This window comes from Lujinxingia vulgaris, assembly GCF_007997015.1.
GTDB lineage: Bacteria > Myxococcota_A > Bradymonadia > Bradymonadales > Bradymonadaceae > Lujinxingia > Lujinxingia vulgaris.
On record NZ_VOSM01000001.1, the window covers coordinates 393,392 to 418,187 of the forward strand.

The 24,796-nt window shown below is 65.5% G+C and carries 18 protein-coding genes and 1 tRNA gene; 10 read left to right on the plus strand and 9 right to left on the minus strand.

What is annotated here, in order from left to right:
- Positions 1-80 precede the first annotated feature (80 nt).
- The 3 genes from FRC98_RS01565 to FRC98_RS01575 all read left to right on the plus strand — a co-directional run bounded on the left by FRC98_RS01565 (position 81) and on the right by FRC98_RS01575 (position 4,664).
- Complete coding sequence (locus FRC98_RS01565; RefSeq protein WP_146979551.1) at positions 81-2,561, plus strand: hypothetical protein; 2,481 nt, start codon at positions 81-83, stop codon at positions 2,559-2,561.
- A gap of 10 nt (positions 2,562-2,571) precedes the next feature.
- Positions 2,572-3,822, plus strand: a complete 1,251-nt coding sequence (locus FRC98_RS01570; protein WP_146979552.1) for a DUF1501 domain-containing protein — start codon at positions 2,572-2,574, stop codon at positions 3,820-3,822.
- Positions 3,823-3,995: 173 nt separating this feature from the next.
- Positions 3,996-4,664, plus strand: coding sequence for an HD domain-containing protein (locus FRC98_RS01575; RefSeq protein ID WP_230467167.1), 669 nt, complete (start codon positions 3,996-3,998; stop codon positions 4,662-4,664).
- Positions 4,665-4,667: 3 nt separating this feature from the next.
- Here FRC98_RS01575 and FRC98_RS01580 read toward each other — a convergent pair whose 3' ends face one another.
- Complete coding sequence (locus tag FRC98_RS01580) at positions 4,668-5,567, minus strand: histone deacetylase family protein (protein ID WP_146979554.1); 900 nt, start codon at positions 5,565-5,567, stop codon at positions 4,668-4,670.
- Positions 5,568-5,574: 7 nt separating this feature from the next.
- Positions 5,575-6,414, minus strand: coding sequence for a TspO-related membrane protein (locus FRC98_RS01585; protein WP_146979555.1), 840 nt, complete (start codon positions 6,412-6,414; stop codon positions 5,575-5,577).
- A 176-nt stretch (positions 6,415-6,590) separates the two neighbouring features.
- On the opposite strand from FRC98_RS01585, the gene FRC98_RS01590 reads away from it, so the two are divergent.
- A complete protein-coding gene (locus FRC98_RS01590; RefSeq protein ID WP_146979556.1) occupies positions 6,591-7,139 on the plus strand; it encodes a hypothetical protein in 549 nt (182 codons plus the stop codon).
- A 215-nt stretch (positions 7,140-7,354) separates the two neighbouring features.
- Here the strand turns inward: FRC98_RS01590 and FRC98_RS01595 are convergent.
- Positions 7,355-7,428, minus strand: a tRNA-Leu gene (locus FRC98_RS01595).
- Between the two features lie 117 nt (positions 7,429-7,545).
- Here FRC98_RS01595 and FRC98_RS01600 point away from each other — a divergent pair.
- Entirely contained in the window at positions 7,546-8,397 is an 852-nt protein-coding gene (locus tag FRC98_RS01600) for a hypothetical protein (protein ID WP_146979557.1), read from the plus strand.
- Between the two features lie 46 nt (positions 8,398-8,443).
- Here FRC98_RS01600 and FRC98_RS01605 read toward each other — a convergent pair whose 3' ends face one another.
- Together FRC98_RS01605 and FRC98_RS01610 are read right to left on the minus strand one after the other, a co-directional pair.
- Positions 8,444-10,414 carry a polysaccharide deacetylase family protein gene (locus tag FRC98_RS01605; protein ID WP_146979558.1) on the minus strand — a complete coding sequence of 657 codons (1,971 nt, stop codon included), beginning with the start codon at positions 10,412-10,414 and terminating at the stop codon, positions 8,444-8,446.
- Positions 10,415-10,422: 8 nt separating this feature from the next.
- On the minus strand, positions 10,423-12,345 hold the full coding sequence (locus FRC98_RS01610; RefSeq protein ID WP_146979559.1) for a hypothetical protein: 1,923 nt from the start codon (positions 12,343-12,345) through the stop codon (positions 10,423-10,425).
- A 204-nt stretch (positions 12,346-12,549) separates the two neighbouring features.
- On the opposite strand from FRC98_RS01610, the gene FRC98_RS01615 reads away from it, so the two are divergent.
- From FRC98_RS01615 to FRC98_RS01625, 3 genes are all read left to right on the plus strand, one after another.
- On the plus strand, positions 12,550-13,110 hold the full coding sequence (locus FRC98_RS01615; RefSeq protein WP_146979560.1) for a hypothetical protein: 561 nt from the start codon (positions 12,550-12,552) through the stop codon (positions 13,108-13,110).
- Between the two features lie 81 nt (positions 13,111-13,191).
- On the plus strand, positions 13,192-17,163 hold the full coding sequence (locus FRC98_RS01620) for a tetratricopeptide repeat protein (RefSeq protein WP_230467168.1): 3,972 nt from the start codon (positions 13,192-13,194) through the stop codon (positions 17,161-17,163).
- 102 nt (positions 17,164-17,265) lie between these two features.
- A complete protein-coding gene (locus tag FRC98_RS01625; RefSeq protein ID WP_146979562.1) occupies positions 17,266-18,048 on the plus strand; it encodes a double zinc ribbon and FHA domain-containing protein in 783 nt (260 codons plus the stop codon).
- Between the two features lie 240 nt (positions 18,049-18,288).
- Here the strand turns inward: FRC98_RS01625 and FRC98_RS01630 are convergent, their stop codons facing one another.
- Together FRC98_RS01630 and FRC98_RS01635 are read right to left on the minus strand one after the other, a co-directional pair.
- Positions 18,289-18,510, minus strand: a complete 222-nt coding sequence (locus tag FRC98_RS01630) for a cold-shock protein (RefSeq protein WP_115603245.1) — start codon at positions 18,508-18,510, stop codon at positions 18,289-18,291.
- A 460-nt stretch (positions 18,511-18,970) separates the two neighbouring features.
- Positions 18,971-19,777 carry a tetratricopeptide repeat protein gene (locus FRC98_RS01635; RefSeq protein ID WP_146979563.1) on the minus strand — a complete coding sequence of 269 codons (807 nt, stop codon included), beginning with the start codon at positions 19,775-19,777 and terminating at the stop codon, positions 18,971-18,973.
- Positions 19,778-19,914: 137 nt separating this feature from the next.
- Between FRC98_RS01635 and FRC98_RS01640 the strand changes: the two genes are divergently transcribed.
- On the plus strand, positions 19,915-20,328 hold the full coding sequence (locus tag FRC98_RS01640) for a hypothetical protein (protein WP_146979564.1): 414 nt from the start codon (positions 19,915-19,917) through the stop codon (positions 20,326-20,328).
- On the opposite strand, the gene FRC98_RS01645 is transcribed toward FRC98_RS01640, so the two are convergent.
- The gene (locus FRC98_RS01645; RefSeq protein WP_146979565.1) at positions 20,325-22,001 is read right to left on the minus strand and encodes an MYXO-CTERM sorting domain-containing protein; all 1,677 of its coding nucleotides are present in this window, start codon (positions 21,999-22,001) and stop codon (positions 20,325-20,327) included. The genes FRC98_RS01640 and FRC98_RS01645 overlap by 4 nt on opposite strands.
- 108 nt (positions 22,002-22,109) lie before the next feature.
- On the opposite strand from FRC98_RS01645, the gene FRC98_RS01650 reads away from it, so the two are divergent.
- Positions 22,110-23,897 (plus strand): hypothetical protein, encoded by a 1,788-nt coding sequence (locus tag FRC98_RS01650; RefSeq protein WP_146979566.1) that lies wholly within the window; start codon positions 22,110-22,112, stop codon positions 23,895-23,897.
- Here FRC98_RS01650 and FRC98_RS01655 read toward each other — a convergent pair.
- Positions 23,884-24,744 (minus strand): SIR2 family NAD-dependent protein deacylase, encoded by an 861-nt coding sequence (locus FRC98_RS01655; RefSeq protein WP_146979567.1) that lies wholly within the window; start codon positions 24,742-24,744, stop codon positions 23,884-23,886. The two genes, FRC98_RS01650 and FRC98_RS01655, sit on opposite strands and share 14 nt — an antisense overlap.
- Between the last annotated feature and the right edge of the window lie 52 nt (positions 24,745-24,796).

The following is a 24,796-nucleotide window of genomic DNA, read 5'->3' on the forward strand; positions in this document are numbered from 1 at the left end:
GTTCTGGCTCGCATCGAGGGGAAAGCTGGCAACACCGTCGCAGTGCGACGTCCTGGCGAGTCCAGCCGACGAGGAGTACCATGGACATCAGACACGACAAAGTAAGGGGGTTGACGCTGTTGACCCTGTGGGTCGCCACCCTGGCGCTTAGCGCTTGCGAGGGCCAACTCAACGTGGAGGGACACCCCGACAAGGTTCCCGCTCCCGGGGAGGATTCTGTCGACAGGCCCGATGATGGCTACGTGCCTGAGGACCCTTCCAACCCCTTTGAACCCGGTCAGCCTGGAAACCCCTTCGATCCCTCGAACCCTTCGGATCCGGACGACCCCGCCGACCCTTCTGATCCCGTCGATCCCCACCCCGGCAACACCCCGGACGGGGAAGAGCCCTGCCGCTCCCACGCCCAGTTCTTTGAGCGCGAGGTGTTCACCGAGGTGATCGAGCGCCAGTGCCAGTCCTGCCACGGAGAGAACGGCTTCGGCGCGGTCAACAGCGACTTTGAGCTCGCCAACCAGCGCCTCTATGCCGAGGACTACCTCTCGCGTAACTACGATGAACTCTCCGGCTTTGCCCGAGAGCGCCTCGAGGAGTTCGACGACCAGCCCCTCCTGCTGCTGAAGGCCACCGGTCAGGTGATCCACGGCGGCGGCGAAGTCTTCGCCCCCGACAGCTGGCAGGCCGACAACCTGCGCGAATTCTCCACTCGTCTCGACAGCCCCGATCCCTGCCCCGGCGGCGTGGAACTCGATGAGGAGGGCTTCTTCGAGGGCGTCACTTTCATGAACGACCTCGACTGGCTCAGCCGCATGACCCTGTCTCTGGCCAGCCGCGTGCCGACGGCGTCTGAGATCGCGCTGGTGCAGGCCGAAGGCGAAGAAGGCGTCGAGCAGGTGCTCGAGACCCTCTACAACGAGCAAGCCTTCTACGATCGCCTCGAAGAAGGGCTCGCCGACATCTTCTTGACCGACTATTTCATCAACGGCAACCCGCCCGACAACGTGCTCAACTCCAACCACTACCCGGACCGCCGCTGGTGGGCTGAGATGGGTTTGAGTGTGGAGGAGCGCAATGAGCTGGCGTTGCTGGGGAGGCACGGACTGGGCCGTGAGCCGCTGGCCCTCTTCTCGCATATCGTCAAAAACGACCTGCCGATCAGCGAATTTGTTACGGCCGATTACCTGATGGTCAACCCCTACTCGGCGAAGTCCTACGGCGTTGAGGATCAGGTCACCTTTGAAGACCCCACCAACAAGCTGGAGTTCAAACCGGCGCAGCTCTCACCGGTCTCCGGCATGCAGGGTGAGTATCCCCACGCCGGTGCCCTGACCTCGTATATGATGACGGGGCGTTATCCCTCGACGAACACCAACCTCAACCGGCGACGCTCCTCGTTCTTCTACCTGCTCTTTCTGGGCGTCGACATCAACAACCTGACCACCGAAGCGTCGGACCCGACGGCGGTGGCCGATATTGAAAACCCCACGCGAAACGCGGCGGATTGCGCGGTGTGCCACGTCCCGATGGACCCGGTCGCCCAGCTCTACCGGACCTACAACAATTACGGGCACTACCTGCCCATCCGCGATGACCGATTTGACGGGATGTTCCCCGCCGGGTTCAACGGAGAGGAGATCCCCGAGGAAGATGTCTGGCAGGGGCTCCGTTGGCTGGGGCAGCGCGTGGCGGATGACCCCCGCTTCTTCCACACGATGGTCAGCCACCTCTACCAGGTGGTGCTTCGCCGCCCGGTACTCAACAAGCCCGCGGATCCGACTGCGCCCAACTACGAGGAGCGCCTGCGCGCCTTCCGCGTACAGGATGCCTTCCTGCAGCGTGTCGCGACCCAGATGCGAAACAGCAACGAGAGTGCCCGGGTGGCCTTTCGTGAGTTGGTCTTTAGCCCCTACTTCCGCGCCGAGGACATCGACCCGCAGACGTTGACGCCCGAGCGGCAAGTGCAATTGGAAGAATTCGGCGGTCCGCGCCTTCTTCACCCCGAGGCGATGACCCGACGTATCACTTCGGTCTTCGGCCGCCAGTGGATGTGGGGCCCCTTTGAGGCCTTCGCGCCCCACCTGTACCGCTACCTCTATGGAGGCATCAACTACGACAACCTCACCGAGCGTCTCGACACGCCCAGCGGCGTCATGGGTGCCGTCTCTATGGTCATGGCCAACGAGTTGGCCTGCCAGAACGTGCCTCATGACTTTGAAGAGCCGGCCGCTCAGCGATTGCTCTTCCCCCATGTCGAGCGCGACGACCTGCCCGGCAATGCGCAGGCCGAAGCGCGCATCCGCGAGAACATCCAGCACCTTCACCTGCGCATCCTCGGTGAAGATCTGCCGGCGAACCACGCCGAGATCGACCGCACCTACGAGCTCTTCGTCGATCTCATGGAAGACGGGCAGGCCGGTATGGCTGCGGACGACCCTGACTACCCCGAGCGACTCGAAGATTACTGCCGCGGAGACTCCCTGGAGCGCGATCCCACCTATGCGGTGCGCGCCTGGGCCGGCGTGATCAGTTACCTCGTGTCCTCGTTTGAGTTCCTCTACCTCTAAGGAGGTTTCTATGAACCGTCGCGACTTCATCAAACTCGCTGGCATCGCCGGCATGACCGTTGTGTCTCCGATGGCCCTGACGCGTAGCGTTCGCGCTGAAGAGATGAACTACCCGGGCCCCTACTACGTGATGGTCAACGCCATCGGGGGCTGGGATACCACCTACCTCTGCGATCCGAAGGGCGTGAACAACATCAACCAGGCCTACGGTCAGGGAGATATTGGCTCCATCGCCTCCAGCCCCATCACGTACGCGCCGGTGGGCAACAACCAGTACTTCTTTGAGAAGTACGCCAGCGAGTTGCTCGTGCTCAACGGTGTGGATATGGCCACGACCAGCCACGCCGCCGGGGAGCGCTACGCCTGGACCGGGAGCCTGGAGAACCCGGAGTACCCGACCTTCGCTGCGCTCGCTGCCGCGGCGCATGCGCCCACCTTACCCCTCTCGTACTTGAGCTACGGGGGGCATGACGCCACCGGTGCGCTCCTGCCGCTCACACGCGTGAGCAACGTCAGCCACCTGCGTGGGCTGGCAGACCCCGACCATAAGGAGGGACACGCCAGCAAGCCCTACCACGCTCCCCGGGCCGCGGAGATGATCCGCCAGGCCGTGGATGCGCGTCACTCGGCCCGGCAGAACGCCAGCCATCTTCCCACCGAGCAGACCGCGCGAAGCGCCTTATTCACCGCCCGCATGGGCGCCCGAGAGCTGCGTCGGGTGCGCGAGCATCTTCCCAGCGAACTTCCGCGCGATAATGAGATGAAGGCTCAGGCCCTGGTGGCGCTCGCTGCCTTTAAGGCCGGGCTTTCCGTCAGCGTGAACCTGGTGCTCAACGGCTTCGACAGCCACGCGCAGAACGACAGCGAGCAGCTTCCCAAGCTGCAGCTGGTTCTCAACGCGGTGGACTTCCTGCTCGAAGAGGCCGAGCGGATGGGGCTGCGCGATCAGATCGTCGTGGTCATGGCGTCTGACTTCGGGCGCACGCCGACCTACAACCCCGACCAGGGTAAGGACCACTGGGCCATCGGATCGGTCATGGCCCTCGGTAACGGCATTCGTGGCAACCGCGTTATCGGCGCCACCGACGAGGAGCAGCGCCCCTTCAACGTCAACCCGACCTCCCTGGCGCTGGAGTATGAGGGGGTACGGCTGCGTCCGGAGCACATTCACCGCGCGCTGCGCCGTCATGCCGGCATCGCCGACAGCCCCATCGCACAGCGCTTTGCGTTGAAAGAAGACGATCTCGATATCTTCAGCTAAGCGCGACGGATATCTCCTGATCCACCCCGAGGCGACCTCCATCCAGGAGGTCGCCTCCTGTGTTTTCGGTCGGGATAACATGGAGTGCGAACGCGATGACTCGCTTGCATCGAAGGCTGCTACGTCGGAGAAGGGGGCGAAGCGATGTGTGACAACAGAACCAGGAGGAGATGATGACGGACACCCTCAAGCACGCGACATCCACGACGTCGCTGGCGGAGTTGGCCAAAGCCCACGCGCACACCGCGATGGCCTCGACCGCGGGCCACGATATGGCGCACCTGGAGCGGGTGCACCGCGTCGCGATGATGCTATGGGAGCAAGAGGGAGGGGACCGCGAGGTGATCGAGGTTGCCGCCTGGCTGCATGATCTGGTGAACCTGCCCAAAGACCATCCCAATCGCCGCGATGCCTCAACCCTCTCGGCCGAGGCTGCATTGACGTGGGTCGGAGAGCGGATGAGCTCGGAGCAACGCGACCTGCTCTTTGAGGCGATCCAGCGGCACTCGTATTCGGCGAGTTTTGTGCCGGAATCGCTCGAGGCGAAGATCGTGTGCGATGCTGATCGTCTCGACGCGCTCGGAGCGGTCGGGTTGATGCGCACGCTGGAGACGGGCGGAGCGCTGGGTCGCGCGTCTTTTCACACCGACGATCCCTTTTGTACGGCGCGCGAACCGGATGACGGCGTCTTCACCCTGGACCACGTCTTTGCCAAGCTCTTCAAGCTGCCCGCGATGCTGCACACGGACGCGGCCCGTCGCGTCGCGCGACGTCGGATCGCGGTGATGGAAGACTTCTTAAAGGCTCTGGGCGATGAAGTGGGCCACCCTTACTCGCGTTGAGCCTCAGCCGCCAAAGATCGATCGGGCGATACGGTAGGTCTGCAGGTAGGCCTCGACGGTGGGTTCGATGGGACGAGCGTAGCCGCCGCCGAGTGTCAACGCGACAGGGACGTTTCGGTGGTAGGCCTGGGAGAGCACCATGCGGTCGCGCTCAGCAAGCCCTCGTAGTGTGAGGTTCATGCGACCCAGGCTGTCTTCGGCCAGCGGATCGACGCCGGCCTGGTAAATAATGAGCTCGGGACGGTGACGCCAGACGGATTCCAGCGCCTGTTCCAGCGCGCCAAGGTAGGTGGCATCGTCGCAGCTGTCGGGAAGCGCGACGTCGAGGTCGCTCGCAGGTTTATGAAAGGGGTAATTCTTTTCGCAATGCACGCTCAAGGTGAAGACGTCGGGGGTGTCTTTGAGGATTGTCGCGCTGCCATCGCCCTGATGCACATCCAGGTCGACGATCGCCACGCGTCGGACGTCTCCGCTGGCGATGAGGGAGAGCGCAGCGATGGCAAGATCGTTGAACACACAGAACCCGCCCCCCTGATCGCGATGGGCGTGGTGAGTGCCGCCGGCAAGGTTGCCGCTGATGCCGGATTCGAGGGCATGGAGGGTGGCGAGCAGGGTGCCACCCATGGAGGTACGAACCCGCTCAACAAAAGCCTCGCTCCAGGGCAGACCAATGCGTCGTATCGCGGATCGTTCCAGCGTCCCCGCCAGGAAGGCCTCGACGTAGGCGGGATCATGCGCGGCGATGAGCTGGGCAGGTTCTAAGGCCGGCGACGGATGGAGCTGGCCCGGGCTCGCCACGCCTTCTTCCAGGAGGGCGCGGTGGAGCATTCCGTACTTGGCCATCGGGAAGCGGTGCCCGGGAGGCAGCGGAACCTGCACATGATCGTTATAATAGATCTTCAAAGGGGACTCAGGCGGGGTCGGCCTCGGTGACGACGGGAAGGCTGGCGCTGGCCTCGGTGTGCTGGCGCTCCGGGCGGTCGCTACCTGCGATCCAACCCCGCGCTGCCGGCAGGGCCAGACCAAGAAAGAGCAGCGCGAGCCCGCCGGCCACGCTTTGCACGCTGAGCGGCTGTCCTTCAGCCAGCACGACGGCGATAAGCGCCCAGACAAAGACCAGCGCGACCGCGGGCTCATCAAGACCTATGCGCAGCGCCACGCCGATCACGGCGGCGGCCAGGAGCATGATGACCGCCCAGGTCGCCGCGCTCAAGCCCCATCCCTGCCACCCGGCGATGACGAGCACGCTGGAGGCGTTGAGTACCGTCGCGAGCGTCAGCCAGCCGCAGTAGGTGCCCAGCGGCCAGCGAATCACACGCGCCAGCGACCAGCCCTCGCGCAGCGTCGGGTCGGGGTGCCCCTGCTGTGCGGCGAACGCCCGGTAAAGCCACAACGCGCTGGCAAGTTGTCCGACGATCACCACGAGCGCCCAGCCGAAGAGCAGGCTCTGCCAGACGAGCAACCACGCGGCATTGAAAAGCATGTTGATGATCAGCGGCAACCTCGCGCGGGAGTAGCGCTCTTGCCGGGCAAAGCGCGGCACGATCTGAGCGACCGCCAGCGCGAGGATGCCTGCGTAGATAAACCCCCAGACAGCGAAGGCGTATCCTGCCGGGATGATCAGCACCTCCTCAAAGAAGCGGTCGGAGATGGCTCCCACCGAGCGACCGGGGGCGGCCGCAAGCTGAGGCAGGGTGATCGCCAGGGGCGGAATGATGAGCGCGAGTACTTTGAGCAGGAGCGAGCGCATACGACGTCTCGTGTAGGGGAGCGGAGTCACCTCGACCTAAGTAAAAGCACGAGAGCGCGCGGGAGAAGCATCTCCCTTGCGAAGGGAGGCGCATCTGGCGCAGACTTTCTCCCACCTGCTTTCTCTCAAATGCTCAAACGGCCGATGTGTCTAACGGCCTGATGTATGGAGTGGTGATGCGACACGATGCTCTGGTTCGATCATGTATGGCGGCCTGCGCGCTGGGCGCCTTTTTTCTTCTGAACCCGATTGCGCTGGGGTGTGGGGACGAGGCTGTGGAGGGCTACAGCTTTGGCGCCAGCGAGATGGCCGAGGTTGTGGTGGGCCAGTGGTCCGGCAATCTCACCTACGAGGGGGCGGAGGTGGCGTTTACGCTGACGCTGGAGCCGGCGCCTGTCGACGCTCAGCAGACCGGAAGTCTTCGCCAGCACCTCTGTGGGAATCGCACGTTGATCGCGTCGGCCGACGCCTGTATCGCCACCAGTCAGTACGACGTTGCTGGCGAGGTGCAGGTGGTCGGGGAGGAATCGCGGGAGGTGGAGGGAAGTCTGGTTGCCTACGGCCAGGATCTCGATGATGGAGAGCTCACCCTTTATGGTGCTGGCGAGGTCTGGTTGGTGCAGATGAGCGACGCTGCGCTGGCCGACGGAGGAGAGGTCCGGGATCAGGACAGTCGCGAGCTGCTCGGGGAGTTTACGCTCGAGCGGCAGCCGTCGTCGGACTGAGGCGCAGGGGGCGTGAGAGAGGCAGAGCAAGGGGAGCCCGCACATGCCGGGAGAGCTGGCCAGAGGGCCGGCTTCGATCCCTGAGCGCGGGGCGGAGTGGCGAGGCGGCGGAGGACAGATAAACGGGGGGACGCTGTCGTCGGGATAGCCGCGTGTGCCTGACGCCGGTTTGGGGGGCAGGCCTCAGCGCTTAGGTTTGGAGAGTTGAAGGCAGATGCCCCCACCGGGATTCGAACCCGGACTGGACGGATTTTAAGTCCGCTGCCTCTACCGGTTGGGCTACGGGGGCGGCGACAGGCCCGGGTAGGGGCGCTGTTGCAGTGGCCGCAGGATGTAGCATTGAGCCCGCAGCGGCGCAAGGCCGGCCGCCAGCAGTGCGTTGATGGTGACGCAAAGGGGGAGGGCGATGGCAGAACAATCGAGGAAGGTGGAAGCGAGGCCGCCCACGGGCATGGATGAGCTGGGGCAGAACTTCTCGCGCCTGGTACGCCTGGGGTGGGGCACGGTGCTGGTGCCCTGGCTGGCAATCGCCGCGGTGGATTTCGTCTTCGTGGCGGTAAGTGCAGCGTTGATCTGGGGGCAACAGGCCGGCGATCCGTTGCCGGCCGGGGGCATGCAGGCGATCCTGCTGCAGAGCATCAGCGCGCTGGAGATCGCGGTGGTGCTCACCCTGCGGGTGTTGCTTTTTCGGGTGCTGCGCGACCTGGCGATGCTGGGGCCATCCTCGGTGATGTCGTTGCGCGACGTGGTGCGCGGGATGCTCGCGCGTCTGGGGCCGACCTTTCTGGTCAATATCCTGGTCGGTGCGATCGTGTCGGTGGGGCTGGTGCTCTGTGTGCTTCCCGGGCTTGTGGCGATCTACTTTCTGGCCTTCGCATCCTATCTGGTGGCGGTGGGGCAGTCCGGGGTGTTGGAGGCGTTAACACGATCGGCGACGATGGCCCGGCGTCACGTCGCGATACTCCTGACAGGCTTTGCGGTTGCGGCGGTCTTTGCCGGGGTGATGGGCTGCTCGCTGGGTGCCAGCGCGGCGGTGATTCAGGGCTCAGCGGGTGTGGCCGGCGGATTGCTGGTGGGGTGGGTGATGAACACCGTGCTGGGATATCTGGCGTGGCTGTGGTGGGGGGCGGTTTATATCACCGCGGAGCAGCGCGACCAGGCCTGGCGCATTCGAAAGAGTGCGGTCTCGGTGAGCGAGCCACCGGTCGGCGCGGAACCCGGGGACGCTCCCGAGGATGTGCCCCCTCCGCAGGTTTGAAGCGACGAGCGCCAGGAGAGGGCGCACCTCGGGCGCACCGCATCTCTCAGTCGTCGGTGGAGGCTTCCGTCTCTGCGTCCGCGGGAGAAGGCGCGGGCGCTTCGTAATAGACGGTGATGACGTGGCGACCCGGCGTCATCTCCAAAATCCGCTCGTCACCGGGGCCGCTGCTGGCCAGGCGAGTGGAGGCGACCTCTTCATCGTCGACGAGCACGCGGCGGATGGGGCGACCGTCGAACTCACGGGGGAACGCGACGCTGGCGATGGCGCCGTCGGGAGCGCTTTGCAGCCGCGCGCCGAGCACATTGACCGAGATCGTGAGCCGCTGCTCCGCCGGCGACCACTGGCTGGTGAGTACGGACTGGCGGCGAGCGATCAGAAAGTCGATGAGGTCGCCGGTGGTGGTGACCCAGTGCTGGTGATCGCGGGCAAGGGCGTGAAGTTTGCGGAAACCCAGGAGGATGCCGGCGGCAGGCTCGCGTGCCATCGCGTCGGCGGGCACGCTCACCGTGAGCGGTTGATGAAAGTAGGTCTCGCTGTTGACGAGCATGCGCTGCAGGCGCGCCGGGTCGATGTTCGCGCCGCTGAGCACGAAGGGCGCCTCAAGAACCGGCAGCGGCAGCCCTCGGGAGTCAATCGGGTAGAAGGGCATCGCGCTACCGAAGAGGTAGCCAAAGCTCTCCGCACTGGTGGGACCGAAGCTGGTGTCGACGCGAAGCCCGGCAGCAGAGATACGCCGGAAGGTGGAGTCCCAGTCATTCTCCCAGAGCGAGGCTTCGGTGCGCATCAGTCGGACCGGGCGCTTGTCGCCCAGGTTTGCCTGCAGCATGGCGCGTTGTTCGGCCAGGGGAAGCTCGCGTAGCCAGGGCTGCAACGCGCCGACGCCGCGACTCTCCGTGAGGGCGGGGCGCTGCTGGCCCAGCACCCATAAGAGGCCGAGCTCGGCGCCGACCTGATCGGCCAGCGCAGCCTGAGAGGCGGTGAAACGATCGGCGGCCGCGAAGATCGTTGCGGCACCTTCATTCTTTCTGGCCCAGTCGGCGTAGCCCAGAGCGGCACGAGGCGACTCGGCGCTGGGGTGAGCGTTGGTCACCGCCCCCATATGATGTCCGGGGAAGGGCCAGAGGCGCGGCACGGGGCGATGCTCCGAGAAGCGATCGAAGAGCGCGCGTTTTAGAAGGTCGGCATAAGGGACATGTGAGCTGAGCAGGCGCTCATGCGCCACGCGTCCCTCGGTGGGCTGCCAGCGTGGGCTGCCGGGAGGGCCGAACTCCATCTGTCGCGTGGGTTTGCCCTGATGCAATGCGGTGAGCGAGCAGGCGTAGTCGAAGAGCAAGGTGAAGACTTGCCCATCACCCAGAGGTTGCACGAGCAGGCCGGGCTGCTCTTCGACCTCAAGGATGACGGGGCCGGCCGGTCGCGGCAGCATCGGCGCAGTGGGCAAGAGCGGGCCGGAGAGGGGCACGTCGACAAGGTGCTCTCGAATCGGTCCGTGGGCGCCCAGCCCGTCAACGGAGGTGACGCGTCGGGCTTGACCGATGGTTCCGGTGGTGGAAACGCCGGTGATCGTCTCCCAGCCCTCACGCGGCAGCTCCACAACGAGCTGGCCACCGTTGCGGGCGAAGTCTTCGAGGGCACCGAGCGCGGCGCGGGGCAATCCCAGGGCCACACGCTCGGGCACGATGACCACGCTACGTCCGGCGAGGATCTGCGGGGAGAGGTTATCGCTCTGGGCGGTGGCAAAGGCGCCGTAATGATGCCAGAGCGCGTTAAACCATCCGTAGCTGCAGTCCAGCGCGCGAAGCTCCGCGGCCTGCGCGGCGGGGGTGGCCGGCAGCAAGAGAAGGACATCACCTTCGGTGCGATCGGGAGGACGTGAGCCGTTGGCCTGAAGCGACTCGGTACGCTGCACGCTCGGCTCTTGAAGGCTTCCCCAGAGCAGGGCCAGGAGTCCCAGCACGATCAACGCGCCGAGATCCCAGGTTAGCGCTCCCAGTATTGTGCGTTGTCGCGCCATAAGCCCTGTCAGTCGTAGTAGAACTCAAAGGTGTTAAAGCCCTGCGAGAGCGGTACCTGCTGCAACTCCAGCCCGATGAGCGAGGTCTCGGTGGTCTCGACTTCGCTGGACATCAACTCCCCGCCGACCCTGCGCGTTCCGCTGCGCGCGCCGATAAACGCTTTGCCGCCGATGCGGGCCGGGACCACCACACTCATGTTGCGCTCTTTGGCTTCGACGCTCAGGCGCATGATGGTGCCACGGCGGGGGCGATCGGCAGACTGCCGGGTATGGGCAGGGAGGTCGGTGTCTTCGATGATGCGGCTGCGGATCGAGCCAGCGCGTCGGGAGCGCTGAAAGGCGTCCAGCCGCAGGGCGTTCATGACGGTGTGTCGGTGGGTCTGGATGGACTCGAATTTGGCGAGCCAGGCCTCAAAGTCGTCGACGTTGGGGTAGTCGGCGAAGGCGGCCGGGTCGGTCAGAACGCTGACGACCTGGTGATGGCCTTCGGCGCTGGCCTGGAGCAACGCGTCGAACTCCGGCCCTTCCATGCGGTCGGGGGGGAAGACCACCGGCAGCTCACGAAGTCCAAGCGGGACGCCATCATTGCTCATGGCCAGAAAGGGAAGTCCGCTGCCAAAGGCGTAGCCGCTCTGACCCGGCACGGTATAGCTCGCGTCGATGCGGATGTTAGCCTCGGCCAGCGCGGTCAGCGGCGAGCTCCAGTCCTCGGACCAGGTGCCTTCGATGGAGCGGGCGGTACGCACGTAGTTGACGGGCAGAACATCTCGGAGTTGCGCGAGCTGCTCTTCGATAGAGACCGGTCGTTCAAAGGGTTGAAAGGCCCCGAACCCATCCGGCGCATAGGTCGCGGTGGAGGGGTGAGGGAAGCGCCAGAGCAGACCCATTTCTCCGCCGCGTGCGTGAATGGCCTCGGCGCCCTCCTTACTCAATCCGGCGTCGACGGTGGTCAGCAGAGTGCTGCTGGCGCGGTGGCTGTTTTCGTATTCGAGCATCCAGGCGCCGCCATCACCCAGGCGCGCGTCTTCGTGGAGGAAGACCACCGCGCCCTGAGCGTCACCGGGGAAGGCCCAGAAGGCCGGGACCGGGGCAAATCGCGTGATCACACCGTGGGCGATGTAGCGCTCGAGGAGATCGGCATAGGGCACGTCGCTGCCGACGAGTTTGGGATCGGCGACAAGGTCGGCGGTGTTGGGCGCGCGTTTGGCGCCCTTGTGACGGACACGGTACGTTTCGTCGGGGCGGCCTTGCTGCAGCGAGACGAGCTGCTCCCCGAAGTCGAAGTCTACGGTCACCACGTGACCTCGACCCACGGGCAGGGCGTAGATGACCGGGGCGCCGTCGATCGACAACAAGGTCTGGGCGCCCTCGCGCGGCGAAGTTGAGCCGACGAACTCGGTGGCGACGGGGCTCTGTCGAAGCTGGGTGAGGTAAGGCTCGGTGAGGCCTTCGGCGTGGGTGAACCGTTGGGCGCGCCGGATGCCGGCGCGTCCGTTGGCCGAGAACATCTCGCGAAGCTCTCCGCGGGGTCTTTCCACCACGATGAGGTTGCCTTCGCGGGCCCGTCGCCTTACTGCATCAAGCGTGCTCGGTGGAAGATCGCCAGAGACGCTCGACGTCAGAATAATAACCCTCGCCTCATCGAGCATGCTCGCGGCTAACGTCTGGGGCGTGGCGATGGCGACCGGCCCAAACTCCTGTTCGACGAGGTTGATCCAGGCCGCGCTGAAGTCGCGCTGGCTAAACGCCGGGCCGCTTTGACGGATGGCGTCGTAGTCCAGTACCACCAGCACATCGGCGCGGGCCTCGCGCGTGATCTCTACCCCTTCGCTGGCGATCAGCTCGGCATCGACGGCCATCGGGTTACGTTGTAGCAGGACCACGGCCGCGATCAGCGCGACCAGGCTCCACAACGCGAGCCGATAGGGCAAGACGTTGACTTGTTTTCGACGTAAGCTGACGACCATAACGAGGTGTCGCGAGAGAGAAAGGCGTCGACGCACAGGGGCCGGGAGGCCGGCGGGCCAACCGACCCGGTGGGCGGTGGCATTCCCGCCCGTCATACACTGATTTGGCTTGATGATTAAGTCGCGTGTGGCTCGCCACGCGTATTTGACGGTGTTTTCAGGAGAGAGATGGCAGACATCATTGTGGCAGCCGAGCGGGAGGGCGCCCTGGAGGTCGGCCGAAGCCGTCTGGGCCAGGCAAGGGCGGCGGTGGGGCGAGCCGCGCTGGCGTTTCCCCTGGTGATGGGGGCGCTGGCGCTGGTGCTTTTACCCGACTATCTGGGGCGTTACCGCGAGGCCGAGCCGGTGGCCGGACTCTACTGGGTGGCGCTGGCGATGATGGCGCTGCTTTTTGCGGCGATCGTGGGTTCGGTGAGTGCGCTTCGGCACGAGCGCTGGATCTTTGATGGTCCGGGGCGCCAGCTGCAGGTGCAGGTTCGTCTGATGGCCAGTGTGCAGGAGGCCGCGGTACCGATGCGCGATGTGGAACGGCTGCATCTTATGCGCGGGGCAGGCCTCAGGCCTTCGCGGCTCGATGTTGTGCTAAAAGAGGGGCGGCGAGAGACGCTGGCGCGAGGTTACTTTGTGGGGGAGCGACTTGAAGAGGTGGGGCAGGTGATTTGCGACTACCTCAGGTCGCATCGCTTCTTCGTCGAGCTGGAGTGTGATTCGCCGGACGAAGGGCGCTGAGGAATGGTCATGGCGAGCGATGAGGTTGGGTCACACGGAGGAGGCACCATGGTCGAGCGGAAATCCAAGGGGAGCAGGCAGATGAGCAAGGTTGGGCGTTGGTGCAAGACTACCACGGCGGCGGCGATAGCCGCATCTACGTTGGCGCTGACGGCGGCGCCGGCTCCGCTCTTTGCGCAGGATTTCGAGGTCACCAGCGGCGATGAGCGGCAGCAGCGCATCGTCGAGCGCTACATGGAGCTGGTGGAATCCAACCCCGCCGAAGATCGTCACCTGCAGAGCCTGCTCTTTCACGTGGGGCGCGGGGCGGGGCTTAACGGATTGATCGAACATTACCGGCAGCGGGTGGAGCGAGCGCCCGAGTCGCTCAACCTCCACCTTGTTCTGGGGCATCTTTTGAGGGCGCGCGGGGATTTTGAGGACGCGCTGGCGGTGTACGAGCGCGCTGTGGAGCTGGGGGTGGAGAGCTCCAATGCCTGGCTGAGCCGCGGCCAGGTGCGCTTGATGATGGGCCAGCGGGCCGGCGCGCTTTCTGACTTTGAGCGCGCGCTGGAGCTGGAGACCAGCCGCACCCGACGCGGAGAGATCCTGCAGAACCTGGCGGAACTCTCCTTCTCCCAGCGAGATTTTGAGCGGGGCATCGACTTTTATAAGCGTCGGATCGCGCTCTCTCCCAACGACGAGTTTGTGCGCCGCGACTTCGCCGCGTTGCTTTTGCAATACCGTCAGTGGGAGGAGGCGCTTGAGCAGTACGACGCGCTGCTCGGCATGGTCGGGCGCGATACGGCGCGGCGCGCGGAGTTCCTCTCGGAGCGCGCGGAGATCTTTGCGTCGATGGGCCAGAACGATCGCGCGTTGGAGAGCCTGCAACAGGCCATTGGATTGCTGCGCGCCGACAACTGGAGGGTCGGCGAGATGCGCGCGCGCATGGTGGACATCTACCGCCAGTCCGGTGAACTCGGCGCTTTTCTGGAGCGTTACGGCCGCGCCTGGTCACGCGGCAGCTACGACCAGCAGATGTTGGTGGCCGATGTCTACGCCGAGACCGGGGAGCTTGAAGATGCGTTGAGCCTGTACCGGCGCGCGGCGTCTCGCGATCGTCGCGCGGAGGAGCCGCGTCAGAAGATCATTCGCATCTATGAGAGGATGGGGCGAGAGCAGGATCTTCCGGCGGCGTACCGCGATTTGATGCGTGCAGCGCCGCAGCGCCACGGCTTCGGGCTGGAGCTTGCGCGTCATTACATGCGCATGGGGCAGCGCGACCAGGCGCTCGACGTGTTGCGCGAGCTGGAGCGGCGCTTCAACGACGACAGTTACGTGCTCCTTGAGATCGCCGATCATTACGCACGATGGGATATGGAAGATCGGGCCGAGGCGACCTTCGCCCGCGTCGAGCGGCTCGATCCGGAGGACGAGGTCGTCATCCTCGCGCTGGCCGAGTTTTATTTTGCCCGTGGCGAGCGTCAGCGCGCCATCGAGACCTGGCAGCGCCTGCCCGAGTCGCGGTTGGGACGTATTGAGGGACTCGCGCGCATGGGCGAGGTGATGGTGGATCGCGGCCTCACCGACCTCGGCGTGGGCGCGTACCTCCGCGCGCTGGAAGAGGCTCCGGAGAACGTCGGCGTGCGGCGCGGGCTGGCCAACGCGCTGGAGCGTGCGCGTCGTTGGGAGGAGGCCGCCGAAGCCTGGGCCCAGGTGTACGCGCAGGCCGAGCAGGAGCAATGGCGTCAGGAGGCGCGCTCGCGCATCGTGGAACTCTACCGCCGTCAGCAAACGCTGCGCGCACAGATGCAGACCTGGGTCGCCGAGCTGGCCTCCGAGTCCGATGTGCAGGCGGGCTTCTTTCTGGCCGAGGCGCACCTGCGATTCCGGGAGTTTGACCAGGGCGCCGAGGTACTTGAGAGGGTTATCGACTCGCTCGCTGCGGAAGATCCCGAGATGGTCAGTGCGCTCACCCTGCTGGAGCGTGCGCATGTCCAGGCCGGTCGCTACGACCGCGCCATCGAAGCCCTGGAGCGACTCACCGAGCTGCGTCCGGAGCTCGCCGGCGATCTTCTGGCGAGAATGTCGGAGTACGCGTTGGAAGGTTCGTCGGAGGCTCAGGCGGTGGACTTTGCCGTGCGCTCGCTGGAGGTCAATCCCGACGATGCGCGCGCCCAGGCTCGCGTGGCCGGCATCTACGAAGAGGCCGGGGCGTTGGAGGAGGCCGTGCGTCATTACCGGGCGGCCACCGAGATCGATCCTCAAGCCTACGATCTTCGTCTGGCCCTGGGGCGAGCGTTGTTTGCGTTGGGACGCGCGGCCGAGGGGGAGGATGCGTTGTGGGAGGTGGTGCGCGACGCGACCGAAGACGCCATGATCATGGAGGCCGGTGAGGAGTTGTTGCGCCGCGCCGCACGCACCGGGCGCCTCGAAGCGCTGGAGGCCCGCTGGTATCCGCTGGCGTTTCGTTTGCCGGTTCGCGAAGCCCACGGCCGACTGCTGCTGCAGCTTTACAGTCGTCTGAGCAGCCCGATGCTGGTCGCTGCGCACCATGGTGATGACGCCGCCCGGGCGCGCGCCACTGCGGAGCTTCGAGATCTGGGAGGGCGCGCGGCGTCGCTTCTGCTCGATATGTTGCAACGCGACGATGTGGGCCAGCGCGCACGCGCGCTGCGTCTTATCGCCGAGATGGAGGTGGAGCTTGCCGTGCCGATGCTCACGCGGATGGTCGCCGATCGTGGTGAAGCCACCCGCGTCGCAGCGATCGTGGCCGCAGCTCGTCTCAGCGACGCTCGTCTCGTGGGGCCGCTGGTCGATGCGGCCGCAGATACCGATCCTACTGTGCGTCAGAGCGCGCTCTGGGCGTTGGGTTTTATGCCCTCACAGCGCGCCACGATCGACACCCTGCGTGAGGTGGTAGGGCAGGGGGGCGGACAGAGCGACGATGAACTTCTCGCGCTGGCCTCGCTGGGACGTCTGGGGGGGGCGAGGGCGCAATCGATTATCGCCGAGCGGTTGGAAGCGATCAGCGCGACGGGTTCCTCGCGTAGCTCCCGTCATGTCATGGCGGCAGCCGCACGCGTCTTTGAGGATACGAGTCCGGATGCTCTGATCGCGCTGATGCGCGACGCATCCAGCCCCCATAGTCGCGATGCGGCAGAGGTGTTGGGGGCGATCGCGTCGCCCGAGGCCATCGAGGCGTTGTGGAGCCGGTACACGGAGGGCGAACGTGCCGGCGTGGCCGCTGCTGAGGCGGGGCTTCGCGTGGCCCTGGGCGGAGCGCGAACCCAGCCCACGCTTGCGCAGCTGTGGCAGGATGAATCGCAGGCCTTTGACTGGCGACGCAACGCGTGGCGCATCTCTGATCTTCTGGTCGCGCAAACACCCTCGTTGACCCGGGGCGTTGCGCAGGCGTCGTCTACCTCCGCACAGGTGCGTGAGGGACTACTTCGGGTGTTGGGGCAAGATGTTGCCCGCTGGGAGCGTCTCGCGACGGACCTGCTGGGCGACGTCGCGCAGGAGCGCTCCGCAGCGCTGGGCACCTTTGCGCCGATGCGGCACCTGGCCGCTGACATCCGCGACGAAGGCGAACTTCCCGAGGGCAGCGCCGCCGCGCTCCTGTGGGGAGCCTACATCGACGCGATCGAGCTTGGGGCGCTGGTCGACGCTGCCGAACGCGATGTTCTGACAGACGCGCAGGCGCTGCTCGCGATGGCCGCTCTTGCGCCGAAGTCGTCTGTCGAAGGCGACGAGCGTTTCGCGCGCTGGCTCAGCCCTCATCTGCAAAGCCCGGACGCCGAGCTCCGGCTGCAAGCACTTCAGGTCGTGGCACGCCACGCCCCAGACACCGCCGAGCTGGTCGCCACGGTACGCGATCGCCTCAACGCGCAGGCCCCCGGCGAGGTGATCGCCGCCGCCCACGCGCTGGCGGCCCTGGGAGCCGTCGACGCTCTGGATACCATGCGTGAGCTTGAGGCCGGCGCCACCCCGGCGGTGCGCCGCGCGCTTCGCGAGGCTCGCTACGCGCTGGAGCGCACGGACACGCCAGGCGATGCGCCCCGTGGCTCTTGATCCTTTAGCCCCCACCTCTTACGCTTCGCACCGCTGATCCGATGATGTCGACTAGCCGTGAGCCCCGCTGTGGGGAGCGCGGCGTCTGTGGAGGTTTTGAGCATGTCCAGCGCCCGCCTATGCGCCAACTGCAAAGCTGTTGTCCCCGAAGAGCACTTCTACTGTGGTCGTTGCGGCGCCAGCTACAATGAAGACGGCCGCCAGCAGGCCAATGAGACGCTCTTCTTCGGCGCGATGCAGGCCCCCGGGCGCGCCAAGATCATCCTGATCAGCGGTCAGGGGCTGGAGGGCTTGAGCTACCACCTCAACTCCACCACCCATGTGGCCGGCCGCTCCAACGGGGTGATTCTTTTTCCCGATGATCCCTTTCTCTCCGAGAAGCACGCCAGCTTCTTTTATAAGGCCAACAAGCTCTACCTGCGCGACGAGGGCAGCCTCAACGGCACCTTCAAGCGCATCAAGGAGCCCCGGGCGCTTGCCGATGGCGAGGAGTTTCTGGTCGGGCAGCAGCGCTTTCGCCTGGAGCTGCTCGATCTCAAGAGCGAGTACCCCATGCGCGAAGACACGCTGATGTACGTCAGCCCGCCGCGGCCTTATACCTTCCGCATCGTACACGTGGTCGATGGCGGCCGCCCCGGGGCGGCCTACTGCAACGCCGAGAACTCCCTGACAATCGGCCGGGAAGGCACCGACGTGATCTTCCCCGATGACCGGCATATCTCCAAAAGTCACGCCCGCGTCAGCTGGCGAGAAGGGCAGGCCTGGCTGGAAGACCTCGGCTCCAAGAATGGCACGTACGCCCCGGTCAGCGGTGAGGCGGAGCTCGCGCATGGCGATTATGTCTTTCTGGGAAGCGAGCTGATGCGCGTGGAGATCAACGCCTGAGCGCTCCTCAATCTCTTCACGCAGAGTCGAAAAGCCCCACCCGGGTCAACGGGTGGGGCTTTTTATTGCGAGATGGGGTTGCTCCTGGAGTTCTGGCTAGCACCTTTAAGGGATGGGGCCGGTCAGGGCGCGGTGCCTGGACGCAGTGGAGCCCGGACGCAAAAGAGCGCGGGCAGCACCCCTGGCTGCCCGCGCTCTGTATGTGCTCTCAGGCTGACCTCGCGTCAGCCTTCAGCCGTCTCACATCGAGTAGTCGTGCTCGTGGCTGCGCAGCACCCGCGCCGCATGCAAGCCCTTGGGTCCACGCCGAAGTTCAAACTCCACGACCTCGCCCTGCTTCAAGGTCTTAAAGCCCTCGCCCTCAATCTGGCTGTAGTGGACGAAGATGTCGTCTTCTCCTCCCTGAGTGATGAATCCGAAACCTTTGGCGTTGTTGAACCATTTCACAGAACCCGTTGCCATACTAATCCTCCCTCAAACAACAAAGATGTACGTTATGACGCTTCGCTCCACCTCCCTGGTGAGCGACTTCGGCCGCTGCCACGGCCCGCGATGGGTAATGTTCATCCGTCCTTAGATGTCCACGCCCACAGCATCACGATACGAGGAGTATAATGTTAACGCTTTGTATGTGGTCAAGCGGGTTTTGATGTTATTTTTTAAGGTTAAATTTATGCCATATGTGCAATTTGTGTATAATTACAGTGTCGCCAAATCATGTTTATTATTACAGTGAGGGTAGACGTGGTTCATTTTTCCGATGAGGCTGGAACCGGGGCTCACCGACGACCGGTGCCCGGACCGACCTGGAAGAAGGTGGGCGCAACCCTTGAAAATGCGGGCGCATATCGCAGGGGCACACAAAAAAGCCCCCGGAGCCCGATGGGCTCCAGGGGCCTGCAAATCCCCTGTCGTGTCTTCTTCAGCGCCGCCGCAGGCGGTTGGCCTGGTTGCGTGCCCGGGTGGCGTAGGGGCCCTCCGGGGCGAGCTCCAGGTAGCGCTCAAACGCGCGCGCGGCCTCCTCGTTCTCTCCCAGGGTCGCCAGAATAAAGCCCTGATTGAAGTAGGCCGGCGCGTAGTTCGGATCGAGTGCGCGAACCTCGTTATAATGCTCTAGCGCCTCGTCGGGTTTCTCTTCGCTGAAGGCCAGAATCCCCAGGCTGTGCACGGGGCGCGGGTCGTCGGGCGCGAGCTCCGCAGCCTTCTCCAGGGCCTGGCGCGACTGCGGGTAGGCGCGCAAGAACATGTAGGCCGCCCCGATGTTGAGCAGGGTGTCCACATCGAGCCGGTCGCCGTCGACGGCCATCGAGGCCCGGTAGGCCGTCACCGCGTTCTGGTAGAGGCCGCGCTCCTGGTAAATGTTGCCCAGGTTGAAGTACACCTGCGGCTCGTCCTGGCCGCCGGCGGCCAGCGCGTCGCCAATGGCGGCGATGGCGTCGTCGTAGCGCAGCGCAAAGGTCAGGGCGATGGCGCGGTTCATGTGCACATCCCAGCGCTGCTGATCGACGGCCAGCGCCTCATCGTAGGCCGCGATCGCCTCATCCCACTGGCGAGCGTCCAGGGCCTCATTGCCGCGAAGGACCAGCTCCTGGACCGAGATCGAGGGCGCCTCGACGCGCTCCTCGGTGGGAAGCTCGTCGCTTTTTGCGGCGTTGGACGAAGAGCAGCCCGGCGCGCACATCAAAAACGCACCGCCGATCAGTAGAGCGCGCAAACGTTGAGAAGGCATCAATGAGACTCCAGAATCATCGGGTTCAGAACACGTCGTCGCCCCAGATTAGGGCGACGCCAGCAGGTCATCAACGCGCACGACGGTATCGCCTATTGAATCGGGGGGCAAGATGGCCCCTGGTCGCCCTGGCGACGATGCTGGCGCTGACGGTGGGGTGCGCCGCGGGGCAGGCATCCACCTCCTCCGCCGAGTCCGCTGCGGACGCCTCCCAAAAGCTCTCGGCGGCCGAGGTGCTCTTTGAGGCGCTCAAAGAGAGCGTGGAGGCCAACAGCCCAGGGGTTGACGTCAGCTCCCGGGAGCAGCTCCTGGTGGTGAGCCACTACGAAGACCTCAGCGAGCATCGGCGGCGTCGTCTGGTGGCACGCGTGGTGCCGGTGGGACGCGGGGTAGGGGTGCGTGTCGTCGCAGAATATCAGGGGCGCGCCGAAGACGAGGATGGCGCGCAGCGCTGGGAGCCGGAAGTTCGCGCCCGGCACGCCGAAGACGCACAGCGCTGGGAGCTGAGCGTGGCGCGCGACGCCGAGCGGCGCTTTCATCGCCGGCGCTAGTTGCGGCGCCGGCGCTGCCCGATGAGAATCGCGAGCGCAGCCATCGCGAACCCCCCTGGGTGGGAGGGTGCGCCCGGGCCGCTGCTGCAGCCTCCGCCCTCTGTGTTTGGGGTCAGGGGCGGCGCCTCCGGGTCGGGGCCGGGGTCGGCCTGACCGGGCTCAAAACGGCCCAGCGACTCGACTTCGATGGTGTCGGCGTCTTCACCGGCGGTGATTGAAAAGGGGGCCGCGCTCCCGATGAGCCGGGCCTGACCACGGACATTCTCCGCCACCATCTGCGCGCACCACGGCCCGATAAAAAGGGGGGCGGTGTTGGCTTCCCCGCTGAGCAGAAGCTCCTGCTGAGGTTGCAGGGTGGGCTCCAGGTACATCCACAGGCGCACCTCCTCCTGCCAGCGCTCGGCGCTCCATCCCTCGGTGCTTGCGCAGGTCCCGGGAGCTGCGAGAAGTTCAAAGGCGCGCACGAAGGTCGCCGCCTCGGCCTCGTTACGCACCCCCAGGCTGAGCCCCAGCGGAGCGCCGGGGGGCACCGCGTCGCTGGCAAGTGTCAGATCGTCGTAGACCGCCAGCGCGCTCAAGTCGCTGAGCGTTGCATCTCCGCGAGCGGCCTCATAGCCGAAGGTGCGCGTCGCGCCGTGGCCTGTCGCAAGCTCGATGGCCAGCGGCGCGCCGTCCAGCGGCGAGCTCACCGAGAGGGGCGTTGTATCCCCGGCAGTATCGTAGACCAGCAGCCGATGGTTCGGGTGCGGCGAAGTCCACAGCCCGGGCTGGTACGTGGAGACGATGGCAAAGCGCTCGGAGAGAAAGCTCAACGCCAGAAACTCTCCGCCCACGCCCGCATCGGCCAGCGGCGCCTGCCACATCACCTCACCCTCGGCGCTCAACCTCAGGATCGCGCTGGATGTCGCTACGAGAAGCTCTCCGGAGGGGAGCGCCATCATGTCGCGAAGAAGGGAAAGTTCAGGCACCACGCGGCTATCCGACCGGTCGGGGTGCTCGGCCGAGAGCAGCGTCAAAGCCGGCGTGTTGCGATCGTCGCGATCAAAAATAAGCAGCCCCGAAAGCTCGGCGGCCGGCCAGTTTACCGCAAGCGCAAAGCGCTCCCCGGGAAGCACCGCCGTGGCCGCGACCCGGGCCGAGGCGTTGGAAAGCCCCAGGGGCGTCGACCAGATGTAGCGCCCCTCCACCGTGTCATAGACATGTGCACGACCCACCGAGTTATCCCCCATCAAAAGCTCGCCGGGGGTGTTATCGTCGAGCAGCGACACCACCGAGAGCCCCGGTGAGCTGACCCACTGGCCCGGGGGGCTCAGCGACTCAACCTCGTCGCCGCGCGCATCAAAGCGCACCGCGCCTCGCCCCGCACCGTCGCCCAGCAGAAGATGGCCGCCGGGCATCTTCAGCGCGGCGGTGTAGCTGGCCAGGCTCCCATCTTCGAGGTTGATCGGGTTGTCGGCGCGTCGGGTGATCTGGGCGCTCTCGGGGGAGGCCTGCACCTGGTAGCTCCACAGCACCCGGGTGCCGCCGGTGGGCAGCACCCACACCTGTGTGCTTACGGACTGGGCCTGCGCCACGGGAGCCGCACCCAGCTGCAGCGAAACTCCCAGCGCCGTGGCCAAAAGCACTCGTGCCAGCGCCGCGGCGCGTGATACCTTATTGCGATGTTGCTTCACGTGGGGTCTCCCGATCTTCTTTGCTACAGCGGGCGGGCGCATCAAGCGTGTCGACCTTAGAGCAGGCGCGGCCTGCTGGCCAATCCTCCTCGCTTTCAGGATGTCTCTATGACTCATGATGACGCAATCTGCGCCGCCGGACGATTTCAGATCTCGGAGCAGACCAGGGAGGTCATCGCGTTTCATCTGCAGAGCATGCTCAATGTCTGGCTGCGCTACTTCAACATCGAGGAGGTGTTGGTCTGCCCGGGCTTTGAGCACTCCTCGGTGAGCCTTGGCGCCTATGCGGTGCGGCAGGACTCCTGCCAGCCCAGCGACGAGGTGGTCTGGGACTTTCACGAACTTTTGCAGACCTGGCGCTACGGCAACCCGCGCCTGGTGTGGAAGTCGGCCGAGCATCGCCTGATGCCTGTCACCGAGGGCACGCAGGAGGGCGAGGAGGTGATCCTGGGCTTTGTGCTGGTGCGCGCCGACCGCGTGGTGCCCGACCTGGCTTTTGAGGATCTTCCCGCGATGGTCGCCGAGGCGCTGCGCTCGTGCCGTCGAAATGGGGTGCGCCTCTTCTTTGAAGAGCGCAGCGACCTTGCGGTTAAGGCGCAGCTCTACCAGCTGATGAGCAGCTTTTCGGAGTGGCTGGGCTGCGATCACTCCGCCTCGATCCTGCTCAGCCGGCAACCGCTGGATCTTGGTCAGGGCCTCAAACCCACCGCTACGGTCGATGTCCTGGCCGAGCGCCTCTTTTTCGACGGCGATCCGGCTCAGGCGTCCGACGATGAGACCTCGGCAAACGACGCGTGCCGCGAGGGCGCGCGACGCCTGGTCGGCATGGTCCTCAACGTGGAGGAGGGCGCGCCCGCCTCGCTGCTAAGCGAGGCGCTCGTCAGGCAGCTCGCAAGGCCCGAGGCCTGCTGCCACGTCTTTGAGCGCCGTGAGCACGAGGGCGGTGTGGGGGGTGATCTTTCACCCTGGACACACCGCGAGGCACCCGAACAAGCGCTGGATGCGTGGCATACCTTAAAGGATCGCCCGGTGGCGCGAGCCTGCTGGATGGTGCCCATGATCAGCCACACCCAGGGCTCGCCGGAGCTGCTGGGATTTGTGGCCTTTAACTTTGCGCAGCCGCAGGCGCCGGCGCCCCACGCCCTGGCGTTGATCACCGAGATCGCCGCACAGTTGGCCCGGGTGCTTCGCCACTCCTCCATCTATGTGCTCGCTGCAAGCAAACTGCGGATCGTCCAGCAGATACGCCACATCGCCGAGGATGCGATCCGCTCCGGTGAGACTGGCGAGGAGGTCGTCAACGCGTACATCGCGCAGGTCACAGAGCTTATCGCCCGGCAGGTCGAGGTGCCCTCGGTGGCCATCGCCTACGTGGTCGATCGCGCTGGCGAGCGTTGGTTGCGCTACGCGCACCCCCATGGCTGGACGCGTTTTGATCAGCTGGAGATCCCGGTCGATGTGGCCGTGGAGCAGCGGGCCGACTCGGGGATCTCCGCGCTTGCTGTTCGGCTGGGCCGGGCGATCACGCTGGCCGGCGGACACGGCAGCGGCGACAACCTGCGCTTTAAAAACGAACTTTTTATCGATGAGGAGAGCGGGGCGCTGCTCGACGCGCGCAGCCCGGCCTGGTCGACGATCGACGAGCGCTCACGCTGGAGCAGGCTCAGCGACTACTACAAGCCCGCGCGAAGCAGCGCGTACGCCACGCTGGCCTTTCCGGTGCTCTACGCCGATCGCGCGCTGGGCGTGCTCACCGTGGAGGTGGAGCGCTCCACCGACTGGGTGTGGTGGTCGGGGCTGGGCGGACAGCTCTTCTGGGAGCTCGTGGCAGCAGAGCTCGCCTTTGGCTTTGCAGCCCTGGGCGGGCCCCAGTGGCACGCGCTCAACCCCGGTTAAGATCCTGCACCCGGCGCAGCAGCACCGGCAGCACCTCGCCGGTCCTCCCGCGGATGACGATATCGCTGATGTCGGAGAGGGCGCTCAAATGAGGGTTCACCTCAATGAGGGTGGCGCCGTGGCGGCGGGCGGTCTCGGGCAGCGCGGCGGCCGGATAGACAAGTCCGCTGGTGCCGAGGATCAGGCAGACCTCGGCGTTGCGCGCCACCTCCATGCTCTTCTCCAGTGCGTCTTCGGGAAGGGTCTCCCCGAACCACACCACCCCCGGGCGCAGCGGTCCGCCGCACTTCGGGCAGCCGGGCTGCTCGCCAAGGTCGAGGTGAAGATCCTCCACCTCGTAGTCGCACACGTGGCAGCGCACGCTGAGCAGTGAGCCGTGCAGATGGTAGATGCTCGGGCGAAAGCCCGCCGCGTCGCTGGCCGCTTCGAGCAGGTGGTCGACGTTCTGTGTGGAGACGGTGTAGTCGCCGGTCTGCGCCAGACCGATGAGCGCCTCATGCCCCGGGTTGGGGTGGATGCTGTGCAGCTGCTCGCGCCGCTCCTGATACCAGCGGAGCATGTGCTCTCGGTCCGTCTCAAAGGTGTCGACGTGGGTCAGGTGCGCGATCTCCTCGTCGCTGTAGATGCCGCCCGGCCCGCGGAAGGTCGGAACGCCACTCTCCGCAGAGAGGCCGCTTCCCACGCACACCAGCACGCGGGGTTTGCCTTTAAGAACGTGCGCGGCGCGATCGATGGCGGGCAGGTTCATGCGCTGGCTCCTCAGGCGGGGGTCAAGCATGGGCGGCACAAGATCGGCGGCGCGGTCAATGACCTTGCGCACCACGGCGCGGGCGATGGACTTTAACAACTCGGAGCTCGCTCGTAGGAGAAGGCCAGGCCGCAGCGCAGCCGGCGTCTCT

What these genes read in the sequence shown, in the direction of transcription:
- FRC98_RS01565 (WP_146979551.1), top strand. Translation starts at nt 81, where the DNA reads ATGGACATCAGACACGACAAAGTAAGGGGGTTGACGCTGTTGACCCTG.
- FRC98_RS01570 (WP_146979552.1), top strand. Translation starts at nt 2,572, where the DNA reads ATGAACCGTCGCGACTTCATCAAACTCGCTGGCATCGCCGGCATGACC.
- FRC98_RS01575 (WP_230467167.1), top strand. Translation starts at nt 3,996, where the DNA reads ATGACGGACACCCTCAAGCACGCGACATCCACGACGTCGCTGGCGGAG.
- FRC98_RS01585 (WP_146979555.1), bottom strand. Translation starts at nt 6,414, where the DNA reads ATGCGCTCGCTCCTGCTCAAAGTACTCGCGCTCATCATTCCGCCCCTG.
- FRC98_RS01590 (WP_146979556.1), top strand. Translation starts at nt 6,591, where the DNA reads ATGCGACACGATGCTCTGGTTCGATCATGTATGGCGGCCTGCGCGCTG.
- FRC98_RS01600 (WP_146979557.1), top strand. Translation starts at nt 7,546, where the DNA reads ATGGCAGAACAATCGAGGAAGGTGGAAGCGAGGCCGCCCACGGGCATG.
- FRC98_RS01605 (WP_146979558.1), bottom strand. Translation starts at nt 10,414, where the DNA reads ATGGCGCGACAACGCACAATACTGGGAGCGCTAACCTGGGATCTCGGC.
- FRC98_RS01615 (WP_146979560.1), top strand. Translation starts at nt 12,550, where the DNA reads ATGGCAGACATCATTGTGGCAGCCGAGCGGGAGGGCGCCCTGGAGGTC.
- FRC98_RS01620 (WP_230467168.1), top strand. Translation starts at nt 13,192, where the DNA reads ATGAGCAAGGTTGGGCGTTGGTGCAAGACTACCACGGCGGCGGCGATA.
- FRC98_RS01625 (WP_146979562.1), top strand. Translation starts at nt 17,266, where the DNA reads ATGTCCAGCGCCCGCCTATGCGCCAACTGCAAAGCTGTTGTCCCCGAA.
- FRC98_RS01630 (WP_115603245.1), bottom strand. Translation starts at nt 18,510, where the DNA reads ATGGCAACGGGTTCTGTGAAATGGTTCAACAACGCCAAAGGTTTCGGA.
- FRC98_RS01635 (WP_146979563.1), bottom strand. Translation starts at nt 19,777, where the DNA reads ATGCCTTCTCAACGTTTGCGCGCTCTACTGATCGGCGGTGCGTTTTTG.
- FRC98_RS01640 (WP_146979564.1), top strand. Translation starts at nt 19,915, where the DNA reads ATGCTGGCGCTGACGGTGGGGTGCGCCGCGGGGCAGGCATCCACCTCC.
- FRC98_RS01650 (WP_146979566.1), top strand. Translation starts at nt 22,110, where the DNA reads ATGACTCATGATGACGCAATCTGCGCCGCCGGACGATTTCAGATCTCG.